Consider the following 12,975-nt stretch of genomic DNA (forward strand, 5'->3'; position numbering starts at 1 on the left):
GTGCATGCCGCAGTTGGTAGGTCATAGACAAAGAATTAGTAAGTTTGAAAATTGTGAAACCAAAGAAAATTATTGAATAAAGTGTGATACGCACCATATTCAAACCGTCAGATAGTCTAAAAAAATTAACAATTTGTAGATAAAAATAATTTGCCACCAAAGGAATAATTTTTATACTATGAAATTTATATAAGGAAAAGACAGGCATATATTTTTCCAACATCACTGGAAGAAGCAATTCGAAAAACGCAAACTAAAAAAAGCAAATTATTTTTGAGCAAAGCAGAAATAGCTTTATATTTGACAAAAATTTAATCGGTGGTTAGGGTTATTAGACAGACTGACGTTGGCAACAAGCAATAAAAAGCCGCGTTAAAAAGAAATATATACGCTGAATTATAAAATTTCGTATCTTTGAAAAAAAAATTAATATGGATTTACAATCAAGAAAAATAGAATTTGTACAAGAATTTCTTAAAGTCCAAAGCGAGGAAATAATTTCTCGACTTGAAAAAATATTAAGAGAAGAAAACAAAGCGACAGGTGAGCGAATATTTGAACCAATGACTCAAGATGAATTGAATAAACGAATTGACCAATCGGAATCAGATTTCCTGAACAACCGGTTTAAAAGTAGTTCTGAACTTTTAGGCAAATACGAATAATGGCTTTGAATATTATTTGGTCTGAATTTGCCGAAACTCAACTTGACGAAATTTATGACTATTACGAAAATAAAGCAAGTATAAAAGTTGCCAAGAAACTTGTGAGAGGGATTATTAACGAACCAAAAAAGTTAATAAAATCACCACTCATTGGACAAAAAGAAGAATTATTAAAACAAAGAGAAACTGAATATCGATATTTAATTTTCAAAAACTACAAACTGATTTATTCTATAGACAATCAAAACGGATATATAAAAATTGCCGATATTTTTGATACTCGACAAAATCCTCTAAAACTGAAACGAACGAAATAATGCCAGTTGCCAACACGCAATATATAAAATTGGGCAGAAAGTGCTAAAAATGAACGAGTTAACATTAAATATACAGTGTAGTAAATTGAAAAATTGGAGCGTTGTAATGCCCAACATTTTCATATTGCCACCGTCAAACTGTCTAAAAACTATTGAAAAAGCAAATTATTTTTGAGCAAAGCAGAAATGTCCTTATATTTGACAAAAATTTAATCGGTGGTTAGGGTTATTAGACAGACTGACGTTAGCTTTCATTGGGGGAACTATTCGAAAACAGAAATTAACAACAAAAAGAAGATAAAAGAAAATGATTTCCTAAATTTGTGTTTTAAATTAGATTAATGGGAAAATTAACAAAAATACAAGTCGAAGACAAATTTATCTCTATTGAAAAAAGAGATGAGGAAGATTATATTTGTCTGACTGATATGCTAAAAGCAAAAGATGGCAACTTTTTCATAACTGACTGGATGAGAAATCGCAATACGCTTGAATTTTTGAGCGTTTGGGAAAAAATCCACAACCCGAATTTTAATTATGGCGAATTCGCCACAATTAGAAATCAATCTGGATTAAACAGTTTTAAAGTAAGCGTAAAAGAATGGACAGAAAAGACAAATGCAATAGGTATTTTCTCGAAAGCTGGGAGATATGGAGGAACTTATGCACATAAAGACATTGCATTTGAATTTGGAACTTGGATAAGCCCAACTTTTAAACTTTACTTAATCACAGAATATCAACGACTAAAAGAAGTTGAAACAAACCAATATAATCTTGAATGGAACTTTAAGCGAATAATAAGTAAAGCAAATTATCATATTCACACAGATGCAGTTAAAAATCATATTTTACCGACAAAAAATTACAGAAAAGACAATGAATGGTTAATTTATGCAGAAGAAGCTGATTTGTTAAATGTAGTTTTGTTTAATTGCACCGCAAAAGATTGGCGAGAAGCAAATAAAGAATATGCTGAAAAAGGAATGAATATTAGAGATATAGCAAGTATAAATGAATTGGCGGTTTTATCTAATCTTGAAAGTTTAAACGCTGAATTTATAAAAGATGAAATAAGTAAAGAAAAACGATTTGATAAGTTATCAAAGGTCGCAACATATCAATTGACAATATTGAATGAAAAAAATTTTATGAAAGCTCTGAAAAAGTTAAATGATAAGGTTTATATTGATGAAAAGAATAAGCTGAAAGAATAACAACGAAAAGCTAACAAAGGCTACACGTAATTTGGGTAATGTGCTAATATTGAAGCTTATAGAACTAAATAAATTTAGTAGTAAATTGAAAATTAATCGTTTCAAAATCCCAAACTACGCATAGCCCAGTCGTTATGCAAAATTTAATTAAAGATGTCATACGTATTTGGATGGAAAACAGAGAGTAGTGTATTCATTTCATGTGATACAGCATTAACTTCATCTAAGAAGGAAGGAAACCTAAGATTTAGTAAAACATCTTTTGGTGAGAATCATATTTTCAATGAAGACATGAGAATTACTGAAGAAATGCTAAAGATTTTTCAACTATCGAATAATATTTTAATTGGATTTGCAGGCGATAATGATGTTGCTTTTGACACTGTCAATAATATTAAAATTCTCTTACAATTTAGAGAATCCAACATTGACAGCCTTATAGAGATTATTAAGCAATCAACTGAAAATTGTGTTCCAGAAGACAATGATTCTTCAATTGGATTAATAGTTGGTTTTAGTGATTCTAATAACAGCTATTTGTTAAGTTATAATTTTGACGGAACTCGAAGGATATTAGTTCATGATGATACTGTACAAATTGGTTCTATCTCAAATGAGTTCAAAATTTTAACTAAAAAGTTTATTGAAGCTTTTGTAAATCACCCATTACCAGATAGTGAACTTCTAATTACAATAAACTCAATAGTCCAAAGTTATGGAATTCATGATTATTTGATCAAACAAGGTGTTGGTGGTATAATAACAGGAGCAATGCTTAATGTTCATGGAATTTTATGGCAAAGGGATACAACTCATTTATTGTATAACTCTATTGACTTATCAAAAAAGGTAGTAAACAATACTGCTCCGCCTCCAAAAGTTGTGAATATTGACAATCTATCGCCTCAAGTCGTTAATATTATCATGAGAGATGGTGCAATCGTATCACAAGACATGTACGAACAAAAACGAATTTATGGTAACATATTTAACACACCTGATTTTGACTTATGGTATAAAAGACACTTAAATAACAATCCTGAAATTTTTAATAATAAAAAACCAAAATACTTTGTCTTCTATATGATTGACAGTTGGAATATCACAATTTTATGTGGAACTAATAAAATAAAGAATTCAAAATACTTCAATGTGTCGAACTGGGGCGGTGGTGAATTCTATATTACAATTTCTCAATTATTGATGGATAAATTATTGAAGAAAAAACAGAAATCAAAGGATGTTTTTAAATCTTTGACTATAAATAGAATACTAGATGAAGAACAATAAAAACTTTGCATAACACCTAAGCATATAAAAACCCATAATGCATGGGGCCACCTATGGTTTTTATGTGCGTTGTTGAGCCTGCCTGCCAAGGCTCGACAGGCGGGCGAAACCAAAAGTAAGTTGAAAGATTTGTGTTCCAAAAACCGCCAAAAGCCATATACTTAGTGCCTCTAAGAAAACTCTACAAAATTAAAAATGTTTCTTTTTGCGATATTTTTATCTTTATCAACTCACTGATGCTAAGGCATCGCCTCGTCTCAAAGAATAAAAATCTCACTTGCCTGACGCCAAAGGCAGGTAATACTAAACCGTCATCAAGTTAATTAAAAAGAATCTGGTATTATGCCGATGGATTAGTATGTTAAGAAAATTTATTTTCTGTTACATGATAACCTTTCGGTATAAAAAATCTTAGAAATCATAAAATTTGATAGTTTTCTTAGAGGCACTAAATTAAGAAAATCACTTATAAATAATGAATTAAGCGGTTGGTGCTTTAATCATTTTTATACTGTAAAATATGAAAAGTTTTATCCCAAGCAGAGAATTGTAAAAAATAATAGAAATATGATATATGTATGAAATAAATGAAGATACGGTGAATGAACCACATTTGTCAATCAAGCTAAAAGCTTGTAGGTGTGTAGTGTATAAGTGTGGAGTAAACATATTATTTAATTGAGAAACAAGGATACAACAATAATTGCTACTAATACTAATTTTTCTGATTTTGTTAATCAATAATTTAATAATATTGTACTTTTGAAAATTAAATTTTGTTAATGTGCTGTTATGAACTATAAATTAATTCTACTAATAATTCTTTTCTCTATTTTTTTTAATATTTCCCTATCTTTTTCACAAACCTATTATTTTGATAATTATGGTGTTAAAGACGGGCTTGCACAATCAACCGTTTATTCCGTAATTCAGGATTCAAAGGGGTATTTGTGGATAGGTACTAAAAGTGGTGTTTCAAAGTTTGATGGTAAAAATTTTATAAATTACACAACAGATGATGGTTTGGCTGAAAAAGGTGTATTTTCAATAATTCAGGATTCAATGGGTAATATTTGGTTTGGGCACTGGGGTGGTGGAATTACGAGATTTAACGGAAAAGTTTTTGAGGAATTATCCTTTAACAACAAACTTACAAAAGTAAAAAATAATCAAGTTACTTCTTTTCTTGAGGATGATGGGATTTTGTACGTTTCAACGGTATCGGGAGGGTTGTTGAAAATCTCAAATCCCTATATTCATGATATTTCAAAATTTGATTATTCATTATTTGGTGGGGAAAATGGTCTTAGTGATCGTGTTTTTTTTGTTTATAAACTTGCAGATGGAACACTTTGTTTTATTACAGATGTTGGAATAAAATATTATAATAAAAAAACTGAAACATTTGATTTTTACAAGATTGAGAACTTGCCCGAGTATTTTTCACTGACATGCATGCTTGAAGACAGAAAAAACAATTTATGGTTTGGTACTCACAATGGTGGCGTTTACAAATACAACAAAAAAACCAAGAAAGTTAAAATATTTGATATTAGAGATGGATTAGCACACAACTTTACTGTTGCATTAACCGAAGATAGCAGAGGAAATATTTGGGTAGCGAGTTGGGGAGGTGGAATTACAAAAATTTCTTCTAATGGAAAATTGAAAGTTTTTAATTCAGATAACGGACTTGAAGACAATAGAATAGCAAGCATAACAGAGGATAGAGAAGGGAATATTGTTTGTGGTTCTTATGAGCATGGTTTGTATGTATTTAAAGGAAGTCAGTTTATTTCTTACACAACAAAAGACGGATTAATAAATAATCAGGTTTGGGCTATAACTCAAGATGACTCAGGATACTATTGGTTTGGTACAAATGAAGGAATTACCAAATTTGATGATATAAATTCTAAGGCTAAATCTCAAATAAAATATTTTTCAAAAGACAATCAAAAATTCGGGAGCATTCACATCAGATTTATAAAACAAGATGTGAATAAAAATTTGTGGATAGGAACTGCTGATAATAGAGTGTGGAAATATAATTTTGAAACTGATTCTTTTAATTATATTTTATCAATTAACCGTTGGTTTCCGCGTAATTTCAATATGGTTACTGCAATGGAGATTGATAATAAAAATAATCTTTGGGTAGGAACTGCTGATGGATTAATATTTTATGATATTGACCAAGGAATAAGTAACAGAATAACTCAAATAAACGGTATTGCAGGAAATGATATTTCAGCACTTCATTGCACTTCAGACGGGATTCTTTGGGTCGGTTCAAGAGGGCGAGGACTTGCAACAATAAATAATACTGAATTTAGTCTTATTAATCTTGAAAAAAGCCTAACACCAACATCCATAACTTCTGATAAAAGTAATAATATTTGGATTGGAACAGAAGGGCAAGGAGTGTTTAGGCTCAATAAAGATAGCATTGTAAACTATAAAACAACAAACGGATTACTTTCAAATTTCATTTCTCTTGTTGATATTGATAATAAAAACAATATTTATATAGGAACAAATCTTGGTTTGAATAGATACAATATTGCACAGGATAAATTTTTCACTTATTCCAGAAAAAGTGGATTTACAGGAATTGAGATAAAAAATAATGCATCATTATTAGATGATAAAGGTAATATGTGGTTTGGGACAATTAATGGAGCAATAAAATTTGATTTGAAGGAGGAAAAAAATCTTTTAAAAGAACCAATTATTTTTATAGAAAAAATTACTGTAAATCTAATAGAGAGAAAACTTAAATCGGGACTTGTGCTGAATCATAATGAAAATTCAATACGAATTGATTATAAAAGTATTAGTTTTTCAAATCCTTCGGAAGTAAAGTATAAAATAATTCTTGAAGGAGCTGAAGAAAGGTGGCAACCAATTACCAAAGCTACTCATGTAAATTTTTCATCTTTAAAACCGGGGCGTTATGCATTTAAAGTAATTGCTAACAATGATAATAGTAAATGGAGTTCTAAGGCTCTTACTTACAAGTTTTGGATAAAACCTCCTTTTTATGCATCATGGTGGTTCTTTATTTTTGTGGCAGTTTTTATTTCTGTCATAATTTTATTATATGTTAAAATAAGAACAAGGAATTTGATAAAAGAAAAAAAGATTCTTGAAGAAAAAGTTTCATTGAGAACAAAAGAAGTAGTTTCAAAAAAAGAACAGATCGAACGTGAAAAAGAAACTTCTGAAGAATTATTGTTAAATATTTTGCCAATAAAAGTTGTTGAAGAACTCAAAAAAACGGGTAAAACAGAACCTGAAAGTTTTGACAATGTAACTATATTATTTTCAGATATAATTAATTTTACTGAAAAATCATCAGCACTTGAACCAAAAGTAATTATTGATGAACTTAATGAGTTATTTACTGCCTTTGATGATATTATGGCAAGTCAGCATTGCGAAAGATTAAAAACAATTGGTGATGCATATCTTGCTGTTTGCGGAATGCCAACTCATAACGAAATGCATGCAGAAAATATTCTCAAAGCGGGAGTTAAAATGTTGGAATATCTTAGAAAAAGAAATAGAACAGCAGAAATTAAATGGCAAATCAGAATTGGAATTCATTCGGGTAAAGCTGTGGGAGGTATTGTTGGTGTAAGAAAATATATTTATGATGTTTTTGGAGATTCAATAAATACTGCTTCACGTATGGAATCACATTCCGAACCGATGAAAATAAATGTTTCGGAGGCAACTTATAATATTTTAAAGGATAAATACCGCTTTATAAAGCGAGAAGACAAAGATGTTAAAGGTTTAGGGAAAATAAGAATGTACTTTTTAAAAAATTAAACTGAAAAGCTTTTATTCTTTAAATTTGCAATTAAATAAATAATTATTTAGAATTGGGAAAGGGTATTTTTAATATTGATGTAGAAAAGGTTTTTAATATAAAACAATCTGAAAAAAAATTTGTTAAACTGTTGTTTTTCCATAATTTTTTTCAGGGAATTGCACTTGCATTATTCTTTACAGCGGCAAATACTATATTTTTATCAAATTATTCAATTGACAAATTACCTTTAGTTTATTTGCTATCCGCTTTGGTTCTAATAGTTATCGGCTATACTTATTCGTATCTTGAAGAAAGATTGACAATAAAAAAACTATTGACAATTGTTGCAATAACACTTGCATTATCAGTAACATTTTTACGATTAGGGCTTGAAGTTTTAAGCGTTGCCTGGCTTGGGTTTGCTTTAATGATATGGTATAAAGTAACAAATTTGCTTGGTAATTTAGAATTTTGGGGACTTACATCAATTATGTTTGATGTAAGGCAAAGCAAAAGACTTTTTGGAGTTATTAGTGCCGGTGAAGTATCAGCAAAATTAATAGGATATTTATCCGTTCCTTTTCTTGTGCCTGTTATTGGTCATAATAATCTTATTCTTGTTGCGTCTATTTCATTTGGAATATGTATCTATTTTCTTAACAGAGTATTTAAACTAAAAGGTGATGACAGTGAAAATATTCCTGAGAGAACAACTAGGAAAAAAGAAAAACGTGAGGGACTTTTAAAAAAATATTTAAACAGTGATTTTATTGTTTTACTTTCAATATTATCCTTTTTATCAATTTTGGTTTTTACATTTATCGACTTTTCATTTTTGTCGAATGTAAAACAGCAATACGCTGATAACGATCAGGAAATGGCTATATTTTTTGGTTATTTCTTTGCCTTTAGTAAAGGGATAACCTTGCTTGTAAAATTATTTTTTACAGGACGAATTATTGACTTATTGGGTGTAAAAAAATCATTACTTTTATTACCAATCATGTTTATTGTAATCATAATTTCAATAATTATCTATACTTTTATTGCAGCAAACGATAGCTACATGATTTTTCTTTTTGCATTCTTGATGTTGATTCATGAAATATTCAGATTTGCACTTCACGAACCTGTTTTCTTTTCTTTATTTCAACCTTTACAAAAGAAAATGCGACTCTTTGGACATGCTATTGTCAATGGATTTTTAAATCCTATCGCAATAGGTATTACAGGTGGAATCTTACTTTTAGTAGTAAAAATAAATGATTCGGGAGCCAGCATGAATTTTATCAGTTACATCTTACTTGTGGTAATTGCAGGATGGATTATAATTGTAATTATTACAAATCGTCAGTATATTATTGTATTGCAGGATGCGGTAAATAATAGACACTTTGAAGGTTCAGAAATTTCAATTGAAGGAAATCTTATTCATGATATTTTATCAAAAAAATTGAATAGTTCTTTTCCTGAGGAGGTAATATATTCTGCTGAATTGCTACATAAATTTGATAAAAAGGAAAATTTTGAAAAAGTTCTAAATGGACTTCTTAGTAATCCGTCTGAAGAGATACAGCTTTATGCCTTGAAGAAGATTGAAGAATTAAAGATTACATATTTTAAAGATTCAGTTTTTGAAATTATTGAAAATGAATCAATTTCAAACAAAATTAAAGAAGCAGCAATAAAAGCATATTGCCTTCTTGATGAAAATCCTATTGAAAAAATTAATCCTCTTTTGGAACATAAAACACAGGAAATAAGAAAAGGAGCAATAACAGGATTGTTAAAAAACGGTGGTCTTGAAGCGGTAGTTCTTGCCGGACAACAATTACTCGAAAATATCCAATCTGATGAACCGAAAAAGAATATTTCTGCATTAGAAATAATGGGTGAATTAAAAATTACAAAGTTTGATAAACCTATAATTAAATTTTTAAAGTATGAGGATATAAATATTAAAAAAGCAGCAATAAATGCAAGTAGTGAAATTTTGAATAAAAAATTTATTCCTTTTTTAATCTCATTTCTACAGGATAGTAATTTTCAACAAGATGCGTTATTTGCTCTGGCAAATTTTAAGGATGATGCTGTTGATACGATAAACTCAATGGTTGGAAATGAAGAAGAGCAATTAAATACAACACTTATTTTTAGATTTTGTCAAATTTGTGGAAATATTGGTGGGGCTAAATCACATGATACACTTATTAAATTTATTGATTATCCAAACGAAAAAATTAAGAATGAAGCTTTATTGTCTCTTAAGAAATCAAGTTTTAAAGCTTCTGGAAAAGAAGCAATTATTAAAAGAAAGTTTGAGGAACAATTTGAACATGCTGTTTGGCTTTATAATTCTTTAAATTTATTTTCACAGATTAAAGATGAAGATATATCACTTTATAAATCTCTTAAATTTGAACTTGATGCAATAAAAGAAAATCTTTTTAATATCTTGTCATTTTTGTACGATACAAGGACAATACTTAAAGCTAAAGAAGGTTTGTTGTTAGGCTTTGGAGAACAAAAATCTAATGCACTTGAGATAATTGACAATATTGTTTCTGCTAAAATGTCTTCAAAACTTGCAATTATTTTGGAAGATCTTCCTCTTGATGAGAGAATTAGTAAACTGAATAATTATTCAAATGATTTCAATTACACTAAGGAAGATGTTATAAATTTTATTTTGAAAGAAAAAGAGAAAAGATTTAACAGTTGGACAATTGTTGCTTCAATTAATGCAATCAAATACTTACAAAAACCATCATCACTAGTACCTGCAATAATACCATTTCTAGAATTTGATGAAAAAATATTAAATGAAATTACTTCAAAAGTTTTAAATGCTTTTGTAGTAGAGAATAAAATTGAAGAAAAGTTTTTAAAAGAATTATTATTGCCTGATAAATTTCAATCTATTATGGAAACTTTACAAAAAAGCGAAAGCAATGTACTTATGAATATTGAGAAAGTTATTATTCTCAAAAGTACAAGTTTGTTTTCCGAAACACCCGAAAATATTTTAGTTGATATTGCAAATATAATTGAAGAAGAAAGAATAGAGGAAGGAACAGAGATATTTAAAAAAGGAGATATGGGTTTTTGTATGTATATTATTAATGAAGGAGAAATAAGAATACATGATGATAAACTCACCTTTGCGATATTTAAAAACAGAGACTTTTTTGGTGAATTAGCACTCCTTGACCCCGAACCACGCTCTGCATCTGCCACAGCTCTAAAAGATACTTTATTACTTCGCTTGGAACAAGATGCTTTTTATGAAGTAATGTCGGAACGAATGGAGGTAGCAAAGGGAATTTTGAAAATTCTTTGTAGGAGATTAAGAGAGCAAAATGAAAGAATAAGCAAGCTAAAATCACAGGTATCAGAATAAATATTGTTTTTCTTTTCAATTAAATTTATGAATTGACAAATAAAAAATAATGGATACAATTCGGAAAGTTACAATAATAGGAGGGGGCTGTGTAGGGTCTTTTTTTGCAAAGGAATTTTATAAGCACGGTTTTGAAATTGTTGAAATAATTTCCCGAAGAAAAGAAGTTGCAACTGCTATTGCAAAAGAAGTAAACGCTAAAGCTCGTTGTGATAATTTTTCTGATTTTAATAAAACTGCCGACCTTTATGTTTTATCCGTAAAAGATGAAGTGATAATGGAATTGAGGAAGAATTTTAAACTTGATAAGCAAATAATTGTTCATACTTCAGGAAGTGTTCCTATTGATGTTTTTAGTAAAACATCCAACAATTACGGAATTTTATATCCATTACAAACCATTAGTAAAAACAGATATTTGGATATAAAAAATATTCCGTTTTTTGTAGATGCAAATAATAATAAAACGCTTTTAAAATTAGAAAACTTTGCAAAAATATTTTCATCAAATGTAAAAAAAATTGACAGTACTAAGCTTCCAAGAATTCATGCAGCAGCAGTTTTTGCTTCAAATTTTAACAACTATCTTTTAAAAATAGCTGAGGAAATACTTGCAGAAGATGATGTAAGTATTGATGTGTTAAAACCTTTAGTGAAGGAAACAATTGATAAAGCCTTCGATATGGGGCCTGCTGATGCACAAACTGGTCCTGCCAAAAGAGGCGATTGTAATATTACAGACAAGCATAAGGAACTATTAAAAAATGCGGATTGGGAAAAAGTTTACACGCTCTTAAGTGATTTAATAAGAGAAGAATATAAAAATAAATAAAGTGATTAATTATTGCCGATTATTCAGATGTAAAAATTTATTAATTGTTGTTTTAACGCAACTCTTAGTTTATAAATGTTTAATCATAGATAATTCTAAATTATCATATTTTGAAACTGAATTTATCTTTTTAATGATAGCTACTGTTTTGATAACAGCCGCAGGATATTTGATTAACGATTTTTATGATGTAGAGACTGATAAAATTAATAGACCGGGAAAAAATATTATTGATGATAAGATTGGAATAAACACAGTTTTAATAATTTATACTTTATTAAATGCCATCTCACTTTTTATCGGATTTAAAATTTCTATTCAACTTGGATTGATTTTTTTATCTGCAATAATATTATTGCTTTTTTATTCAGCATATTTTAAAAGTGTTGTGCTCACTGGTAATATTATTGTCTCTATGCTTTCTGCCCTAACAGTTTTGGTCGTTTGGTATTACAAACCCGAATCTAATTTTTTTATTATTGCATTTTATGTATTTTTTGCTTTTATGACATCTCTGTTGCGTGAAATAATTAAGGATATAGAAGATGTTGAAGGTGATTCAAAAACTAATGTTAATACTTTTGCTGTAATTTATGGAATAAAAGCTTCAAAATGGGTGGCGAATATATTGCTGTGGATATTGATGCTTTCTGTTTTGTTTTTTATTGTTTTAAATTTTATATCATATTTAGGTTTTGTTGTTTTATTTCTTTTGATATTTGTTTTAATACCTCTGCTATTTTTAATGTATAAAATTCGTAAAGCAAGCATAAAAAAGGATTTTACCTATATGTCGAAAGTTATAAAACTGATAATGATAGCAGGAATATTATCTATGATTTTTTACAAACTTTAATTTCTAACAAATGATTTTAGTATCAAATTCACCAAGAAGACAAGAAATATTAAAGAATGCAGGTTTTGACTTTAAAGTAGTTTCTTCAAATGTTAAAGAAGAATATCCACAAAATCTTGCTATTGAAAAAATACCTGAATATTTAGCTGAGCAAAAAGCTTTTTCTGTTGTAAAAGATTATAAAGATGAGATTTTGATTGCTGCGGATACTATTGTTGTTGTAAAAAATACAATTTTAGGAAAACCTAAAAATGATATTGAAGCGATAGAAATGCTGAGAAAATTATCAGGAAGAAAACATAGAGTAATTTCCGGAGCTTGTGTAGTTAAAGGTGATGATATTATAAAATTTAGTGATGAAACAACAGTATATTTTAAAGATTTAAGTGATGACGAAATAATGTACTATGTTGAAAATTTCAAACCTTTTGATAAAGCAGGAGCTTATGGAATACAGGAATGGATAGGGATGATAGGAATTGAAAAAATACAAGGCTCGTATTATAATGTGGTGGGATTACCAATCCAAAAGTTGTATAAAATATTAATGAATATCAGAAGAGTGAAATGATTACTAA

At 28.8% G+C, this 12,975-nt stretch carries 9 protein-coding genes; all 9 read left to right on the forward strand.

Annotation, left to right across the window (positions count from 1 at the left end; genetic code table 11):
* Positions 1–431 precede the first annotated feature (431 nt).
* Positions 432–665: a hypothetical protein gene (locus U9R42_06650; GenBank protein ID MEA3495697.1), complete on the forward strand. Its 234-nt coding sequence runs from the start codon at positions 432–434 to the stop codon at positions 663–665.
* On the forward strand, positions 665–982 hold the full coding sequence (locus tag U9R42_06655; protein MEA3495698.1) for a type II toxin-antitoxin system RelE/ParE family toxin: 318 nt from the start codon (positions 665–667) through the stop codon (positions 980–982). The genes U9R42_06650 and U9R42_06655 overlap by 1 nt, the downstream gene beginning before the upstream one ends.
* A 341-nt stretch (positions 983–1,323) precedes the next feature.
* Positions 1,324–2,199 (forward strand): KilA-N domain-containing protein, encoded by an 876-nt coding sequence (locus tag U9R42_06660; protein MEA3495699.1) that lies wholly within the window; start codon positions 1,324–1,326, stop codon positions 2,197–2,199.
* A 153-nt stretch (positions 2,200–2,352) separates the two neighbouring features.
* The gene (locus tag U9R42_06665) at positions 2,353–3,489 is read left to right on the forward strand and encodes a hypothetical protein (protein ID MEA3495700.1); all 1,137 of its coding nucleotides are present in this window, start codon (positions 2,353–2,355) and stop codon (positions 3,487–3,489) included.
* A gap of 792 nt (positions 3,490–4,281) precedes the next feature.
* Entirely contained in the window at positions 4,282–7,326 is a 3,045-nt protein-coding gene (locus U9R42_06670) for an adenylate/guanylate cyclase domain-containing protein (protein ID MEA3495701.1), read from the forward strand.
* A gap of 53 nt (positions 7,327–7,379) precedes the next feature.
* Positions 7,380–10,709, forward strand: a complete 3,330-nt coding sequence (locus tag U9R42_06675; protein MEA3495702.1) for a cyclic nucleotide-binding domain-containing protein — start codon at positions 7,380–7,382, stop codon at positions 10,707–10,709.
* 49 nt (positions 10,710–10,758) lie between these two features.
* On the forward strand, positions 10,759–11,541 hold the full coding sequence (locus U9R42_06680; GenBank protein ID MEA3495703.1) for a Rossmann-like and DUF2520 domain-containing protein: 783 nt from the start codon (positions 10,759–10,761) through the stop codon (positions 11,539–11,541).
* A 1-nt stretch (position 11,542) separates the two neighbouring features.
* On the forward strand, positions 11,543–12,397 hold the full coding sequence (locus U9R42_06685) for a geranylgeranylglycerol-phosphate geranylgeranyltransferase (GenBank protein MEA3495704.1): 855 nt from the start codon (positions 11,543–11,545) through the stop codon (positions 12,395–12,397).
* Positions 12,398–12,407: 10 nt separating this feature from the next.
* Positions 12,408–12,968 (forward strand): Maf family nucleotide pyrophosphatase, encoded by a 561-nt coding sequence (locus tag U9R42_06690; protein ID MEA3495705.1) that lies wholly within the window; start codon positions 12,408–12,410, stop codon positions 12,966–12,968.
* Positions 12,969–12,975 lie beyond the last annotated feature (7 nt).

This window comes from Bacteroidota bacterium, from assembly GCA_034723125.1.
Taxonomy (GTDB): Bacteria; Bacteroidota; Bacteroidia; order CAILMK01; family JAAYUY01; genus JAYEOP01.

Bases quoted from the DNA above. Each gene is read 5' to 3' on its own strand.
- U9R42_06650 (MEA3495697.1), top strand. From the start codon at position 432: ATGGATTTACAATCAAGAAAAATAGAATTTGTACAAGAATTTCTTAAA.
- U9R42_06655 (MEA3495698.1), top strand. From the start codon at position 665: ATGGCTTTGAATATTATTTGGTCTGAATTTGCCGAAACTCAACTTGAC.
- U9R42_06660 (MEA3495699.1), top strand. From the start codon at position 1,324: ATGGGAAAATTAACAAAAATACAAGTCGAAGACAAATTTATCTCTATT.
- U9R42_06665 (MEA3495700.1), top strand. From the start codon at position 2,353: ATGTCATACGTATTTGGATGGAAAACAGAGAGTAGTGTATTCATTTCA.
- U9R42_06670 (MEA3495701.1), top strand. From the start codon at position 4,282: ATGAACTATAAATTAATTCTACTAATAATTCTTTTCTCTATTTTTTTT.
- U9R42_06680 (MEA3495703.1), top strand. From the start codon at position 10,759: ATGGATACAATTCGGAAAGTTACAATAATAGGAGGGGGCTGTGTAGGG.
- U9R42_06690 (MEA3495705.1), top strand. From the start codon at position 12,408: ATGATTTTAGTATCAAATTCACCAAGAAGACAAGAAATATTAAAGAAT.